This window comes from Vibrio sp. CUB2, from assembly GCF_001557945.1.
Lineage (GTDB): Bacteria > Pseudomonadota > Gammaproteobacteria > Enterobacterales > Vibrionaceae > Vibrio > Vibrio owensii.
This window is the reverse complement of sequence record NZ_LNRB01000011.1, coordinates 91,322-107,219: the sequence shown is the minus strand read 5'-3', so window position 1 is coordinate 107,219 and position 15,898 is coordinate 91,322. Positions and strand designations below refer to the sequence as shown.

Here is a 15,898-nt window from a genome sequence, read left to right as displayed (position 1 = left end):
GGAGTGACTATGAAGAAGTTGACCTTACTTTCTTTGTCTGCGGTAGGCGCTACCGCACTATTGGCAATCGGACTGAGCTCAAGCAGCTTGGCAAACAATCAAGGATTTCCTCTCGTGGATGAACGCCAAGATCAAGCCGAGCAGCAACCTGCACGTTACTTTGTTAAGTATCATGAAGGGAAAGAGAGCGAAGTGAGAGCGCTTCTTCGTCAGCACAACATTGAAGTGGTCGACGCTCTGGTGAAACAACACGTGTTGGTTGTGGTGGGTGAACAGGCGGAAGTCGATAAGCTCGCGGATCACGATGCGGTCGAATACACCGAGCAAGAGCCGACAAGAAAGCTGCTATCTAACGGAAGTACGTTTCAATAAACCAAACCTCCTTAAGATAGTGCCAAAAAGAAAAACGCCCCTCACGTGAGGGGCGTTTGTTTTCTTTCATGCTCCGGTTCTTCTAAAGTCAGTCGCTTGCTATGACTAGAGACTCTTTAGGATTGATGCCGATGAGCCTATTCCCGCATCAATCAAGTCAGTTATCAGCTAGTCATATTCAGACTAACTACTTAACGAACAATCAGACCCAGTAGGATACCAACAGCGCCGAAGTCTGCGTCACTAAAGGTCGTGTTAGCAAAGCCTAGGTCACCAAGTACTGGCATTAGGAATACTGGTAGGAAGGTAATCAGTAGACCTTGTGCAAAAGCACCCAAGATTGCACCGCGACGACCACCTGTAGCGTTACCAAATACACCTGCTGCTGCACCCACGAAGAAGTGTGGAACGACACCAGGGATAATCACAGTAAGACCCATCACGTAAAGTAGGAACATACCCAAAAGACCTGCTGCAAAACTCGATAGGAAGCCAACCAATACCGCGTTTGGTGCGTATGGGAATACAACCGGACAATCAAGCGCAGGTTTTGCGTTTGGTACTAGTTTGTCTGAGATACCTTTAAACGCTGGAACGATTTCTGCGATAACCATACGTACACCTTGAAGGATAACGTACACACCACCGGCGAATGTGATGGATTGCATCAGCGCGAACATGAACCAGTGTTTACCACCGCTGACTTCGCGTACAAAGTCACCGCCAGCGAAGATACACGTCACCATAAAGATGATGCCCATGGTGAATGAGATTGCTACTGGCGTATCACGTAGGAACAACAAGCTCTTAGGTACGTTCATCTCTTCAGTAGAGTGTTCTTTGTTACCGAACTTGCTGCCAATAAAGCCAGCTAGCACGTAAGAAAGGGTAGAGAAGTGACCAATCGCAACGTCGTCAGAACCTGTAACTTGCTTCATGTACTTGTGAGCAATCGCAGGGAAGAACACCATCACAGAGCCCACAACCAGAGAGCCAAGTGCGATCAGTGGAACACCTTTCATGCCGCTAGAAGCAAGGATCGCCGCTACCATCATCGACATAAATAGCGTGTGGTGACCTGTTAGGAAGATGAATTTCCATGGCGTGAAGCGAGCGATCAAGATGTTCACTAACATACCGAAGAACATGATCATCGCCATCTCTTTACCAAACGCTTCTTGCGCGATAGAGACGATAGCTTCGTTGTTTGGAACCACGCCTGTGATGCCGAACGCGTGTTGGAAAATTGTCGCAAAGTCACCCAGTGAAGTCACAACCAGACCCGCACCCGCGCCAAGCACGATGAAACCAAGAATGGTTTTTACCGTGCCTTTAATGCACTCGGTGACCGGTTTTTTCTGGGCAATTAAGCCGATTAGGGCGATAAGACCTACCAGAACCGCCGGCTCTGATAGGACATCGTTCATTAAGAAACTGAAAAACTCCATAACGCCACCTTATAGAGCGCCAAGCTCTTGAAGTGCTACAGATAGACGCTCTTTCATTGCCACTTTGTCGACCATGTTATCAAGCGCAACGATGCGAGGTTCAACGCCAAGTGCGTTCAACTGTTCAACGATGTCGTTAGTACCGATGAAGATGTCACAATCCGTACCTTTTGCAGAACCTAGATCGATATGATCTACTTCTGCGTTTACATTCAACTCTTTCACGATGCCTTTGATGCTCATTTCCATCATTAGGCTAGTACCAAGACCGTGACCGCAAACAACCATAATTTTCATAATTCAGACCTTTTCTTTTTATAGGGGTGTATGCCCATTTCGAAGGGCACATCAGGAGTTAGTATTTTTCGATGATCGCTAGAACATCTTGTGTGTTTTGAGCGGTGCAGATGGCTTCTACATGCTCTTCATTCATAAACAACTCAGCCAGTTTAGAAATCGCATCCACGTGTGAGTTACTGTCTGTCGCGGCTAGCGTAACCAGCATTTTCACTGGATCGTTACCTTCAGAATCGAAGTTCACGCCGTTTTGAATCACCGTGATGGCAAGAGACAAACGGTTAACGCCATCTTCAGGGCGAGCGTGTGGCATTGCCATACCAGGACCTACCACGTAGTAAGGACCGAGCTCTTCGTGTGAGCGGTAAATAGCGTCCACGTAGCTTGGCTCAATCGCGCCATTTTCAATCAGTGCTTCACAGGATTTGCTCACCGCATCTTTCCAGTCAGTAGCATCAGAATGGATGCGAATCACATCAGAGGTAATCAGTTCACGTAGCATTGGATCTTTCCGGTTTGTTGTTTTGTTGATGGGTACTTTATCGATCAATTTGTCAGAAAAACCTGAGAATGATCACAAATGGTAGCGCTATCTGATAGCGCTATCATAAATTGTGATAGCGCTACCATTTTTATCAGTCGTCCGAGTTTCATATGCTTGTGATCGACTTCTAATGCGCTAATATCAAAACCAATAAAACGCTGTGGTAAGATGTCGCGGCAGAAAATAGAGAACACTAAATAAGAACAATGAGCGAACCTCGCAAACGAAGAAGTACTGGCAATGTCACCTTGGCGGACGTCGCTAAAAAAGCCGGCGTAGGCACCATGACGGTGTCGAGAGCATTACGAACGCCCGAGCTAGTATCTGACAAGCTGAGAGAAAAGATTCAACAAGTGGTTGATGAGCTCGGCTATATCCCGAATAAAGCGGCAGGGGCTTTGGCGTCTGCTGAAAGTTACTCCATCGCTCTTATCATTCCTTCCCTGTTTGAAAAAGCGTGCGCGCTTTTCTTACCGAGCTTTCAACAAGCGTTGAACAAAGCGGGTTATCAGTTGCTGCTTGGCTACAGTGATTACTCGGTAGAGCAAGAAGAGAAACTGCTTTCGACATTTCTTGAGAGCCGCCCAGCGGGAGTGGTGCTGTTTGGTAATGAACACAGCCAACGAACCAATCAACTTTTGGAAGCCTCGAACACACCAGTATTGGAAATTGCTGAGTTAAGTTCGAAAGCCAGTTATCTCAATATCGGTGTTGACCATTTTGAGGTGGGTAAAGCCTGTACCAAGCATGTGATTGAGCAAGGCTTCAAGAACGTGGGCTTCATTGGTGCGCGCGGCGATCACTCCACTTTGCAACGTAAGCTACACGGCTGGCAAAGCGCGATGATTGAGAACTACCTTGCGCCGGACCATTTCTTAACCACGCACGAAGCGCCATCTTCACAATTAGGTGCGGAAGGATTGGCAAAACTATTGCTGCGCGATTCAAGTTTGAATGCTCTGGTATGTAGCCATGAAGAGATTGCGATTGGCGCATTGTTTGAGTGTCACCGACGAGTGCTGAAAGTCCCAACCGACATTGCGATTATTTGTTTAGAAGGTTCTTCCATGGGTGAGCACGCCTATCCAAGTTTGACCTGTGCGGAATTCGACTACGAACGCATGGGGACGAAAGCTGCAGACAAGTTACTGCAAGCCATTAAAGGTGAGCCTGTAGAGCACGCAACGGACATGGGCTTTAAGCTAAAACGCCGAGCGAGCACTGCGATCAACTAATTTGATTTGGTTAGCGACAAAACGCGATACAAAAAACCTCTCGATGCTGAGAGGTTTTTTATGCGTGAGAATAATGATTCTCTACTAAGGACGCTCACCTGCTGCTAGGCGACGTTCGATATCTGCCACTACTTCTGGGAAGTCAGCAATAGTATCGATGAGATAGTGCGGCGAGCTCTTGAGCAATTTTGCACGCGCTTTTTCACGAGCGGCATTAAGTGTTGCTTCGTCCGCGGCTTGGTATTCTTCAAACGTGAGACCTGCTTCGTTACCAGAAAGCAGCAAACCAACGGTCCACATACCGGCGTTGTGACCTTCATCGATGCCCGGTGCGGCGTCATCCACTTTGATACACGCATTAACGTCGGTTACATTCAGCTCAATCACGTTCTTCAGTGCCATAAATGGCGCAGGGCGACCACCTTGTGGCAGGTCATCCGTGGCTACTACGTAATCCGGTTTGTAGCCGTAATCCGCTGCAACAGGAATCAGTACATCCATCACTTGGCGAGGGTAACCAGAACAAGAACCGATCTTGATGCCTTTGTCTTTCAGAGCGTTCACAACTTCAATCGCATTAAGGATTGGCTCTGCGTGGTCAGCCACTTTTGCTTTTTGCAGAGGCATGAATGCTGCGTAGATAGCGTCGATGTCTTCGCTGGTCATTGAGCGACCAAACTTCTCATTCCAACGCTTATCAACTGCAGGGATGCGACCCACAGCTTGGATGTGATCCCACTTACCAAGACCCATTGGTTCGCGCGCTTCTTCAAGGTCGATTTCAAAATCAAAGCCTTGTTTGAATGCTTCCACAAAGATGCTGGTTGGCGCAAAAGAGCCGAAATCGACGATAGTGCCAGCCCAGTCAAAGATCACTGCTTGAATTGGTGAGTTGCTCATGTTCAATCCTTTTTCTTGCTTGCCAGAGCGCTGCCTACACGTTGGAACTGCGCTCAGGATAAATTGGTTTTTGTTGAGGTCTATCGACCCTAAAAGTAGTTAAAGTCTTTGCACACTTTGGCGATGGCTTCTTCGAAGATCGCCAACGCTTCTGTTAGTTGTTCGCGAGTGATGATCAGCGGTGGGCTGAGTTGAATCACATTGCCTTGCGATACCTTGAAGCTCACGCCATTGTTGAGGCATTGGTACAACACAGCTTCCGCTTCGTCATACGCGCGTGCTTTGCTTTCGTGGTCAGTGACCAACTCAATGCCCCATAACATGCCGATGCCACGTACATCGCCAATCACAGGGTACTTGGCTTTCATCTCTAGCAGCTTTTCACGCATAAACTGGCTGTCGGCTTTGGCTTTATCTAGCAAGCCGTCTTGCTCAATGGCTTCCATGGTTGCCAGTGCTGCAGCACAACCGATAGGGCTTTTCTCATGAGTGTAGTGACCCATGGAGATTTGTTCGGCGGTGTTGTATTTGTCTTTGGTTACCATGGCTGCGATAGGCACTAAGCCTCCGCCCAAACCTTTACCGATGCACAGAATATCTGGCTCGATGTCGTAGGCTTGGTAGGTAAACCATTCACCGCTGCGACCCATGCCGTTAGGGATGTCGTCGATGATCAGCATGACATTGTGTTTGTCACAGATTTCGCGGATGCGTTTCCAGTAGGCTTTACTCGGCACTTGTACGTCGGTATTACGAACCGCTTCTGCGATAAACGCGCCCACGCCGCCTTCTTTCTCAATCACGTACTCAAGGTAGTCGGCATAATGCACATCGCTACCGTCGGCAACTGGGAAAGCGCCTCGGTAAGATACGGCTGGTGGAATGCGCTCAACGCCTGCCATTAATGGTCCCATGCCTTGACGGAAACACGCTTCACCACCTACTGAGATGGCATCCAACGATGCGCCGTGGAAGGAATCCCACAGAGAGACCACCTTGTAGTTGCCCGTGATGTGGCGTGCTAATTTAAGAGCCATGCCAACCGCAGATGTGCCACCCGGAGCAAACAACACGCGATTCAACTCGCCGCCACAGATTTGGGTGAGTTTTTCGGCACATTCAACCGCGGTTTCATTGGTAAAACGACGTGGTGAAAACGGCAGTTTGGCAATTTGCTCTTGCACACGCTTAATCACATGCGGATGACCGTAGCCTAGCTGATGGACGTTATTGCCATGGAAGTCCATGTATTTTTTACCGGTAGCATCTTGGATGTAGATGCCTTCTGCTGCTTCCAAGGTATCTAAGCAAGGCGTTGACATGGCTTGATGAAGAAAGACTTCCGAATCACGCTTCAATAATGCTTGCGTGCGTTCGTCGTCCATCGATGCATTCCAAGCTTGGCGCGCTGGCGTCGTGTTGACATCCCCTTCGCTGCGGAAATGGGTGGGTTTGATATTCTGAGTCATAACGCTCTCTCAATCAGAAGGCTGCTTTATGCAACTTGCCAGTACATTGCTTTTTCAATTGCACCGATTAAGCGCTCGATATCTGCTGGGTAAACTTCGCCAATGTTGCCGATACGGAAGCAATCTGCGTTCGATACCTTACCCGGATAAATCACAAAACCTTGCTCTTTCAAACGTGTGTAGAACGCTTTGAATTGGTAATCACTGTGCGTCGGAGAGTAGAAAGAAGTGATGATTGGCGAGTGAAGATCATCACTCAGTAGTGGCTCAAACCCCAAAGAGCGCATACCTGCAACCAGTGTTTTCTGGTTAGTTTGGTAACGGTTATGACGAGCCTCAATGCCGCCTTCTTGCTCCAGTTCTATCAATGCTTGATAGAAAGCGCGAACCGTGTGCGTTGGAGACGTAAAACGCCATTTACCGTGGTTCACTTCCATGCAGTGCCACTGGTCGTAAAGATCAAGGCTCAAAGAACGTGCCTGACCTTGGCACTTTTCTAGCTCAGTTTGTTTCGCAATCACAAAGCCAAAGCCCGGAACGCCTTGAATACATTTGTTTGCAGAGCTGATCATAAAATCGATGCCTAATTCTGCAATATCGATAGGAATGCCACCAAAGCTCGACATGGCATCGAGAATCACGACTTTACCGTGTGCTTTTGCCGCAGAAGCAAATGCCTCAATTGGGTTAAGCATGCCAGTGGTTGTCTCGCAGTGAACAATTGCCACGTGTGTGATCGCAGGATCCGATGCCAATGCAGTTTCCACCTCGTTCAAGTGTGGCTGTGATGTTTCACCTGGGGAAACTACATGGCATGGAATATTTAGGTAATCAGCGATCTGAGCGATACGTGCACCGTAAGCGCCGTTGTCGACAACCAACAATTTTCCATCTTTGCCAATGGCACTGCCAATCGTTGCTTCGACTGATGCGGTGCCGCTACCTTGCATTAGTACACTGGTGTAGCCGTCTTGCTCCGTCGCCAGTTTTACAAGCTTAGTGCGGATCACTTCTACAATGTCTTTGTTGTATTCATCATCCCAAGTACACCAGTCTTTAAGCATGGCTTCACGTACCGTTTCAGAAGTAGATAGAGGACCTGGAGTCAGTAGTAGGTATTCGTTTTTCATCTCGATTTCCATCAGAATAGGCTAATTGGTCTACACCAAATTTTGAGTTCACTCTAGCGAGGAAGAAAAGGGCAGTAAATAGGCGAATATCCAATTTCATAAAACTTTAATATCCAGAAAATGGCGGATCAATTGAACGATTATTCATCGCAAATTTTCGTAAAACTGCCATTTAATGGTCATGATTTCGTCACAAAGGCTCAGTAGGGTGGTTATCGTCAACTGGTACAGACCAAATGAAAACTTAGCCAAATTAACTGGAGAAAATGATGAAAAACCGTTTGATGAAAGGATCGCTGGCTGCACTTGTCTCTCTGCTAGCTACGAATGCAATGGCAGCACAGGAAGTCACGGTTTACACCGCTTTCGAAACTGACATTCTTGCGAAATACAAGTCTGCGTTTGAGAAAGATAACCCAGATATAAAGATTAAGTGGGTTCGCGATTCAACCGGTATCATGACGGCGAAATTGCTGGCAGAAAAGAACAACCCCCAAGCGGAAGTGGTTTGGGGTCTTGCTGGCTCGTCAATGGCACTGCTTAAAGATGAAGGTCTTCTTAAGCCTTACACACCAAAAGGTTTGGAAGAGCTGCACGCGAACCTAAACGACCCTCAATCAAACCAAGCTTGGTTCGGTAACGATGCATTCTTTAACGCAGTTTGTTTCAACGAAGCGGTAGCGAAACAACTTAACCTGCCTAAACCAACATCTTGGGAAGATCTAACGAAACCGGTTTACAAAGGTCACATTGCAATGCCGAACCCAGCGTCTTCGGGCACTGGCTACATGCAGGTTTCTGCTTGGCTACAAAACATGGGTGAAGATCAGGCATGGAACTACATGCGTGACCTAGATAAGAACATTGCACACTACACTCACTCTGGCTCTAAACCATGTGTTCAAGCGGGTATGGGTGAAGTGGCTATCGGTATTTCGATGGCAAGCCGCGGCGCGAAGCTGAAAACACAAGGCGCACCACTAGCGGTTATCACACCAAAAGGCATCGGCTGGGAATCAGAAGCCGTTGGCCTAGTAAAAGAATCGGATGCAGCGAAGCGCGTTGTCGACTGGTCAATCTCTAAAGCAGCAAACGAGCTTTACGTAGAAATGTACCCAGTGGTTGCACATAAAGAAGTTAAAGCGACTGTGTCTAACTTCCCGAACGTTCAAGAGAACATGGCGAAGATGGACTTCGCGCAAATGGGTAGCAAGCGTGCAGAGATTCTAGCGGCATGGTCTGAGAAGTTCGACGCGAAATCAGAGCCAAAGTCTTAATTGAATTTGCTTTGAGTTGAATGCTGAAATCCACCTCGATTGAGGTGGATTTTTTGTTTTTAGAAGAGGTGAGAGTAAACAGCCTAAAAGTAGCAACCCCACCTAACCTCCCCTTAGCTTCAACTTCGGGAGACTACAATAGTCATGCTGGTAAAGGGGAGGGACTGGTTCTGCGTTCGCGAATAGTTTAATTCACAATGCAACTTCCAACGTGCTGAAAATAGATTCTGAATACTCGCCTAGAATCTTTCAGAATGACATCGTGAAAGCACTGAGCTAACCGCAATAAAGAACAGCTCTCCCCCTTTATAACCACATTCAAATGCTTGGCAAAGCATGTCAAGAAAAGGGGGAGTTGGAGGGGGGGTGCAAGCACCTACCTCGACGTTAAGCAACCCCACCTAACCTCCCCTTGGCTTCAACTTTAGGGGACTACAATAGTCGTGCTGGTAAAGGGGAGGGACTGGTTCTGCATTCGCGGATAATTTAATTCAAAATGCAACATCCAACGCGCTTCAAGTAGATTCTGAATACTCGCCTAGGCTCTTTCAGAATGACGTTGGGAAAGCACGGAGCTCACCGCAGCAAAGAACAGCTCTCCCCCTTGATAACCACATTCAAATGCTTGGCAAAGCATGTCGAGAGAAGGGGGAGTTGGAGGGGGTTGGAATCGCACCTAACGTTAAACCATCAACCCCACCTAACCTCCCCTTGGCTTTAACTTCTGGGAACTACAACAGTCATGTTGGTAAAGGGGAGGAACTGGCTCTGCATTCGCGGATAGTTTAATTCACAATGCAACATCCCACGCGCTTAAAGTAGATTCTGAATACTTGCCTAGGCTCTTTCAGAATGATGTCGGGAAAGCACAGAGCTCACCGCAGCAAAGAAAACTCTCCCCCTTGATAACCAAATTTAAATGCTTGGCAAACAATGCTGATAGAAGGGGGAGTTGGAGGGGGTTGCAAGCGCAGAAACAAACCTCATCGCCCTTCATCTATTTGTCATCTTCTGGCTATAAATTTGTCATTGGAACGTAACACTCCAAAACTAAAGTTGGTATATACCATTTGGAGCGTGTGTTATGTCAACTAACCAACATTACCTAAATATTGAAAATGTAGTGAAGCAATTCGGACAGTTCACTGCATTAAAGAAAATCTCGCTAGCGATTGAGAAGGGCGAGTTCGTTTGTTTTCTTGGTCCTTCTGGCTGCGGTAAAACCACTCTGCTACGTGCCATTGCAGGTCTAGACTTGCCAACATCTGGTGCAATCTTTCAAAACGGTCAAGAGACCACATTCTTACCACCAGAGAAACGCGATTTCGGCATCGTATTCCAATCTTACGCGCTGTTTCCGAACCTAACTGTGCAAGAGAACATTGCGGTGGGTTTGAAGAACCAAGGTATGTCGACCAAAGAAGCGCTAGAGAAAGTAGATTACTGGTTAGAAACCATTGGTCTTCCAACCTCTGGCGAGAAATTCCCTAACCAACTTTCTGGTGGTCAGCAGCAGCGTGTTGCTTTGGCTCGTGCATTGGCGTTGTCACCGGGTCTACTGTTACTTGATGAGCCGCTGTCAGCGCTGGATGCAAAAGTACGTGTTCACTTACGTGACGAGATTTGTAAGCTGCAACGTAAGCTTGGCATCACCACCATCATGGTTACGCACGATCAGGACGAAGCGCTGTCGATGGCGGATCGTATCGTGGTAATGAACCATGGTGTGATTGAGCAAGTCGGCACACCTCAAGAGATCTACCAACAACCAGCTACGCGCTTTGTCGCTGAGTTTGTCGGCAGCATGAACTTTATTGAAACCTCAGTAGCAACGGACTCCCAAGTGCGCATTGCTGAAACCTTGATGCCAGCGCCAAGCTTAACCAATCGTAAGGTTCAACGTGGTGACCGCTTTGACCTTGCGGTGCGTCCTGAAAGTATCAAGTTCGTTGAAAACTACAACAACTCTTTACCTGTGCGAGTTACCGCAACCGAGTTTCTGGGGGCGTTTTTCCGCATTGATTGCGTATTGCAAAACGACAGCTCAACGAAAGCCATCGTCGTAGATGTGCCTGTGGAAACGGTTCAAAAACTCAATATCAAGGCGGGCGATGTACGTTACATCCAGTTTGCTGAAGAAGGGTTGCATGGTTACGCCGTACCCTCGGTTGATAAAGCGCTAGCGGCGTAGGTGTAAACATGGATGCGAAGACAATGACGATGAATAGCCTAACCACACAAGACAAAGCAAAATCCCTACTCGGACGTGTTAGCCGCGACAACCTTGTGTTGTTTGGCTTGCTCGCTGGTTTGTCGACCATGATGGTGCTGTTCATCTTGATGCCACTTTGGGCAATGTTGACCAAGAGTGTGCAAAATGCCAATGGCGAATTCGTTGGTTTGGCCAACTTTGCGACGTACTTTTCTTCTTCAAGCTTGTGGGTGTCGGTGGGCAACACCTTCACTTTGGGCGTGATAGTGACCTCGGTAGTGGGTGTGCTTGCGTTTGGTTATGCCTACGCGCTGACTCGTTCATGCATGCCGTTTAAAGGTTTGTTCCAAATCCTAGGTACTGCGCCGATTCTCGCGCCTTCGTTGTTACCAGCGATCAGTTTGATTTTCCTTTTCGGTAATCAAGGCATTGCCAAAGAGATGCTGTTAGGAAACTCGATTTACGGCGTGATTGGTATCTCGATGGGTTTGATCTTCTGGACCTTTCCTCATGCATTGATGATCTTAACCACTTCGCTGCGCACTTCAGATGCCCGCTTGTATGAAGCAGCACGTGCACTTAAAACCTCACCCATCAAAACCTTCTTTATGGTGACGTTACCTGCGGCGAAATACGGTTTGATCAGTACGCTTATCGTCGTCTTTACGCTAGTTATCACGGACTTTGGTGTGCCGAAAGTGATTGGTGGAAGCTACAACGTTCTGGCGACTGACATCTTCAAGCAAGTGGTGGGACAGCAAAACTTTGCCATGGGTGCGGTTACCAGCATTATGCTTCTATTCCCTGCGGTAATGGCATTCGGCGCAGACCGCTGGGTACAGAAAAAGCAGAAGAGCTTATTCGACACACGCTCGGTACCTTATCAGCCAGAGCCTAACAAAGTGCGCGACAGCATTTGTATGGTTTACTGCGGCATCATTTCTATTGCAGTGTTGGCAGTGCTTGGTATGGCGGTGTATGGCTCGTTAGTTACGTTCTGGCCTTGGGACAAAGCTCTAACGTTAAACAACTACAACTTTGCTGAAATGAGCACTTACGGTTGGAGCCCATTCTTCAACTCGCTAACGCTGGCAGGTTGGACGGCAGTGATCGGTACAGCCATTATCTTTGTCGGTGCTTACTGCATTGAGAAAGGACGTGCGTTTGGTCCAATTCGTCAAGTGATGCAAATGCTTAGCGTGGTGCCAATGGCGGTTCCTGGTATGGTGCTTGGCTTGGGTTACATCTTTTACTTCAATGATGCGAACAATCCTCTGAACGTGCTTTATGGCACCATGGCATTCTTGGTGATTAACACGGTAGTGCATTACTACACAGTGGGTCACATGACCGCCCTGACAGCGCTAAAGCAGTTGCCATCGGAGATTGAAGCCACAGCAGCATCGGTGAAGCTTCCTCAATACAAGTTGTTCTTTAAAGTGACATTACCTGTGTGTTTACCTGCGATTTTGGACATTGCGACTTACTTGTTTGTTAATGCATTGACCACCACTTCTGCGGTAGTATTCCTTTACTCAACCGATACGATTCCGGCTTCGGTCTCGATTCTGAATATGGACGATGCAGGTCAAACTGGCGCTGCAGCGGCAATGGCTGTGATGATTATGATGGCTGCCGCAATTGCGAAGATTGTTCAGATGACTTTGGGTAAATTGTTAGAGAATCGCACACAGGCTTGGCGCAAAAGATAAGGACACTTCGTGCAATACGTAAAAATTAAAGATTCGATTGTTGAACAGATTGAAGCGGGCATGCTATCGCCGCGTCAAAAACTGCCAGCAGAGCGTAAGTTGGCGGAGTCGTTCGATACTACACGCGTTACTTTGCGTGAAGCTTTATCACTGCTAGAAGCAGAAGGTCGAATCTATCGCGAAGATCGCCGAGGTTGGTTTATCTCACCTGAGCCATTGCGTTACGATCCAACCCAAACTCTGAACTTTCCGAACATGGCGAAAGCGCAAAATCGCGTGCCAAAAACGGACTTGGTCGCAGCAAAAGGGACGTTGGCAAACAAACAAGCGGCGCGCTTGCTGGACTTGCAGCCTTTCTCGGATGTGTATCGAGTCGACCGTGTGCGATACCTTGAAGATAGACCTGTGGTATTCGTAACAAACTACATTCGCCCAGAGCTGTTTCCGAACCTGCTGGACTACGATTTATCAAATTCACTGACGGATATTTATCGCGATCATTATGGAGTGACGTATCAAAAGATTCGCTACCGCATTTCAACCAGCACTTTGTTGGGTGAAATGGCTCAGGCACTGCGCGCGACAGCTGGCACTCCCGCGATGGTGGTGGAGCGCATCAACTATAACCAGCACGGTGAGTTGATTGATTGCGATATCGAGTATTGGCGACACGATGCCATCAGCATTGAATCTCTGGCGGAACTCAATCGTTAAGTGGATTTTCTCATCATCTAAGGCTCCATCTCGGGGCCTTTATTTTATTCAGACAGGAACATTGAAATGGATTTGTTGGCGATTGGTCTCGTCGTTTTTTCTGCTGTTCTCCATGCGGGTTGGAATATCCTTGGTAAAAGCAACTCAGGCTCTGGACTCGCGTTTACTATGGCGGCCAGCTTTTCTGCATGTTTCATTCTTACCCCTTATTTGATTTGGTATTTGGCAACCATTGGCTGGACATCATTACCGAGTGAGTTTTGGGGGTTGCTGTTCATTAGCGGCATTTCACAAATGGTTTATCTGGTTGGTTTGATTGTCGCTTATAAGCACGCTGACGTGGGTGTGGTTTATCCCATTGCTCGGGCACTGCCAGTGATGATGGTCGGCGCAATCAGTGTTGCATTGGGACATGAATTATCCAGTCAGCAGTGGCTTGGATTCTTGCTGATTACCCTTGGTTGTATGCTGGTACCACTGACGAATTTTCGTCAGATGACATTGGGTTCTTATTTGAACGTCGGTGTGTTCTGGGCATTGATTGCCGCAATAGGCACAACGGGTTACTCGGTGGTCGACAAAGAAGCGCTGAGTTTACTCACAGGACAAGCATCAGAGATCTTGAATGATCAGTACAGTGCAATCTTCTACTTGGGCGTGCAGTTTTGGGCAATTGGTATTCCTGCTCTTGTGTGGTGCTTAGTTACGGGCAAACCAGATGAGATTAAGACAGCGTGGCAGATCCGCAAAACAGCCAGCATGGCAGGGGTAATGATGGCATCCACCTACGGCTTGGTGTTGTTTGCGATGACCATGACAGATAACGTGAGTTTGGTCGTGGCACTAAGGCAAATCAGCATTGTGTTTGGATTGTTTATGGGGATTTGGTTTCTGTCTGAGAAATGGTATCTCACGCGAGGGCTTGGCGTTACTTCGATTGTGGCAGGGATCATTCTTGCGTTGACGAACTGACTCATATTGATGAAAGAAAAAGGCAGCGACTCAGGCCATCGCTGCCTTTTTCTTTTTTAGTTGTTGGGGAAGGGGTAGGAGTATAAGGGACGTCAGAAACGCAATTGAGCGCCGAACATCACACCACCGGAATCAAAATCACTGTTCTTTGAGTACACATACTCTGCGTTTAAACCAAAGTGCTTGTAGCTCCATCCTAATCCTGCCGCCGCTTCACCACCAACGCTAGTGTGTTCAATGTTTCGGCTCTGTCCATTCACCTTGTAAGTGTACTCAAGGGTGTAGAGCGTCATACCTGCTTTACCGTAAAGTTCGAAACCAGCACCAAGTGGATAGCTGGCATAGCCGCTTAAGCGTGGGCCAGAAAAACTCGTGTCGGTAACCTCTGAAATTGGGCTTAACAGCGTTGAGCCAATACCATCAAACGCCCCTTTGAAGCCCGCTTCAATCCCGAAGTTTTGCGTCGGCATGTATCGGTAATAAACTTCACCAAGAAACATATCACCGGATTCTTCACTTGCGGGGGCGTCATAGCTTACACCGCCATAACCTAGGTTCGTGCCTATGATGTGCTTGCTTGTACTTGCGTTCGCCGATAGGGAAAGAGTCGACAACACCAGAGCAGCAACGAATGAATAACGCATGAACGTTTCTCCTCAGCTTTTTAGCTTTTAGCCTTTTAGCTTTTAGCCTTTTAGCTTTTTTAGTTTCTTAGTACTTGTTCGAATGTTGCTTTGGTGTTGTCTAGCCATTCATAACGACGACGGTACATCGAACGTTTAGATCGCGACATCCCATCGAGATCACGGCGCGGAGCATTCACTGTGAGTGAGTAGAAGTTGCGATCGTACTCTGTACCGCCAAGTTCCTTCCACAATGCATCGTAATCCGTTTTGATTCGCCCTTTGCTATAACGTTTAGCGGCATAAGTGTGTGACGGGGTTTTCACTGCAAGAATGGTTTCAACACCCCAAATCTGAGCAAGAAGATCCAGAAGGCTGACCATCAAACTTTTTGGGCGTTGACCGTACAATTTACGAGTCAGCTTTTTGATTTTTTCATTGCTAGTTTCGTTGCTGCGTGGGCCTTGTAAGCCACCAATCATGATGCTGCGAGCGCCGTTCTCGTGTCCCAATGTGAACGACAGAGTATAGAAGTTGCCGTCTGCTTGGCTGTGTAATACCAAGCTCATGTCGCCTTCTTTTTGGTAGCGAGCTTCATAAACCAATCTGACCGTGTAGAGAATATCCTCGATCTCAAAGGTCATCAGAGTGAGTCCCTTAGCATCGGTATAGATCTGTTTCATTAGCTCAGGCGAGACGAGTTCCGACACTGTGTTGTAGTGATCAACCACAAGCGCTGAACGATCAATCGCAGGGCTATTTTTTACGATATACGGACGAAATGGCTTTTCTAAGAAACGGTGAGTACGCGTACACAGCATCTCCAGCAGTGAGGCTTCAATGTTGTCAGCCAGATACTTAAATGACTTTCGATAGAACAACGCACGAGCAATGAACTTGATGCGGTATGTCCAGATTGGATGATAAATCTCAGCATACTCATCCGAGTAAATGGTTTTGCTGTGGTGAAGGATGGATTTATTCATGGTTATT

At 47.5% G+C, this 15,898-nt stretch carries 15 protein-coding genes; 7 read left to right on the top strand and 8 right to left on the bottom strand.

Annotated elements, in window-relative coordinates; genetic code table 11:
- Positions 1-9 precede the first annotated feature (9 nt).
- Positions 10-372: an ATPase gene (locus ATB78_RS18325; protein WP_038895857.1), complete on the top strand. Its 363-nt coding sequence runs from the start codon at positions 10-12 to the stop codon at positions 370-372.
- A gap of 191 nt (positions 373-563) precedes the next feature.
- Here ATB78_RS18325 and ATB78_RS18320 read toward each other — a convergent pair whose 3' ends face one another.
- From ATB78_RS18320 to ATB78_RS18310, 3 genes are read right to left on the bottom strand one after another with little or no spacing between them, the layout of a single operon-like run.
- Complete coding sequence (locus ATB78_RS18320; protein ID WP_005384349.1) at positions 564-1,820, bottom strand: PTS ascorbate transporter subunit IIC; 1,257 nt, start codon at positions 1,818-1,820, stop codon at positions 564-566.
- Between the two features lie 9 nt (positions 1,821-1,829).
- Positions 1,830-2,117 carry a PTS sugar transporter subunit IIB gene (locus ATB78_RS18315; RefSeq protein ID WP_005374080.1) on the bottom strand — a complete coding sequence of 96 codons (288 nt, stop codon included), beginning with the start codon at positions 2,115-2,117 and terminating at the stop codon, positions 1,830-1,832.
- Between the two features lie 58 nt (positions 2,118-2,175).
- Positions 2,176-2,619, bottom strand: coding sequence for a PTS sugar transporter subunit IIA (locus ATB78_RS18310; RefSeq protein WP_005384357.1), 444 nt, complete (start codon positions 2,617-2,619; stop codon positions 2,176-2,178).
- Between the two features lie 248 nt (positions 2,620-2,867).
- Between ATB78_RS18310 and ATB78_RS18305 the strand changes: the two genes are divergently transcribed.
- Positions 2,868-3,896: a LacI family DNA-binding transcriptional regulator gene (locus tag ATB78_RS18305; RefSeq protein WP_005442357.1), complete on the top strand. Its 1,029-nt coding sequence runs from the start codon at positions 2,868-2,870 to the stop codon at positions 3,894-3,896.
- Positions 3,897-3,980: 84 nt separating this feature from the next.
- Here ATB78_RS18305 and phnX read toward each other — a convergent pair whose 3' ends face one another.
- The 3 genes from phnX to phnW all read right to left on the bottom strand — a co-directional run bounded on the left by phnX (position 3,981) and on the right by phnW (position 7,395).
- Positions 3,981-4,796 carry a phosphonoacetaldehyde hydrolase gene (gene phnX / locus ATB78_RS18300; protein WP_061009725.1) on the bottom strand — a complete coding sequence of 272 codons (816 nt, stop codon included), beginning with the start codon at positions 4,794-4,796 and terminating at the stop codon, positions 3,981-3,983.
- Between the two features lie 89 nt (positions 4,797-4,885).
- On the bottom strand, positions 4,886-6,265 hold the full coding sequence (locus ATB78_RS18295; RefSeq protein ID WP_061009723.1) for an aspartate aminotransferase family protein: 1,380 nt from the start codon (positions 6,263-6,265) through the stop codon (positions 4,886-4,888).
- 26 nt (positions 6,266-6,291) lie between these two features.
- Positions 6,292-7,395 (bottom strand): 2-aminoethylphosphonate--pyruvate transaminase, encoded by a 1,104-nt coding sequence (phnW, locus tag ATB78_RS18290; protein ID WP_061009721.1) that lies wholly within the window; start codon positions 7,393-7,395, stop codon positions 6,292-6,294.
- Positions 7,396-7,661: 266 nt separating this feature from the next.
- Here phnW and ATB78_RS18285 point away from each other — a divergent pair, with 266 nt between their 5' ends.
- The 5 genes from ATB78_RS18285 to ATB78_RS18265 all read left to right on the top strand — a co-directional run bounded on the left by ATB78_RS18285 (position 7,662) and on the right by ATB78_RS18265 (position 14,282).
- The gene (locus ATB78_RS18285) at positions 7,662-8,672 is read left to right on the top strand and encodes a putative 2-aminoethylphosphonate ABC transporter substrate-binding protein (RefSeq protein ID WP_005384363.1); all 1,011 of its coding nucleotides are present in this window, start codon (positions 7,662-7,664) and stop codon (positions 8,670-8,672) included.
- Between the two features lie 1,084 nt (positions 8,673-9,756).
- Positions 9,757-10,863 carry a putative 2-aminoethylphosphonate ABC transporter ATP-binding protein gene (locus ATB78_RS18280; protein ID WP_061009719.1) on the top strand — a complete coding sequence of 369 codons (1,107 nt, stop codon included), beginning with the start codon at positions 9,757-9,759 and terminating at the stop codon, positions 10,861-10,863.
- A gap of 8 nt (positions 10,864-10,871) precedes the next feature.
- A complete protein-coding gene (locus ATB78_RS18275) occupies positions 10,872-12,596 on the top strand; it encodes a putative 2-aminoethylphosphonate ABC transporter permease subunit (RefSeq protein WP_061009717.1) in 1,725 nt (574 codons plus the stop codon).
- A 9-nt stretch (positions 12,597-12,605) separates the two neighbouring features.
- Positions 12,606-13,310, top strand: a complete 705-nt coding sequence (phnR, locus tag ATB78_RS18270; protein WP_041054140.1) for a phosphonate utilization transcriptional regulator PhnR — start codon at positions 12,606-12,608, stop codon at positions 13,308-13,310.
- Between the two features lie 66 nt (positions 13,311-13,376).
- Positions 13,377-14,282: an EamA family transporter gene (locus ATB78_RS18265; protein ID WP_061009714.1), complete on the top strand. Its 906-nt coding sequence runs from the start codon at positions 13,377-13,379 to the stop codon at positions 14,280-14,282.
- A 92-nt stretch (positions 14,283-14,374) separates the two neighbouring features.
- Here ATB78_RS18265 and ATB78_RS18260 read toward each other — a convergent pair whose 3' ends face one another.
- Both ATB78_RS18260 and ATB78_RS18255 read right to left on the bottom strand, forming a co-directional pair.
- The gene (locus tag ATB78_RS18260) at positions 14,375-14,926 is read right to left on the bottom strand and encodes an outer membrane beta-barrel protein (RefSeq protein ID WP_009705052.1); all 552 of its coding nucleotides are present in this window, start codon (positions 14,924-14,926) and stop codon (positions 14,375-14,377) included.
- A gap of 59 nt (positions 14,927-14,985) precedes the next feature.
- Positions 14,986-15,891: a VirK/YbjX family protein gene (locus tag ATB78_RS18255; RefSeq protein ID WP_061009711.1), complete on the bottom strand. Its 906-nt coding sequence runs from the start codon at positions 15,889-15,891 to the stop codon at positions 14,986-14,988.
- Between the last annotated feature and the right edge of the window lie 7 nt (positions 15,892-15,898).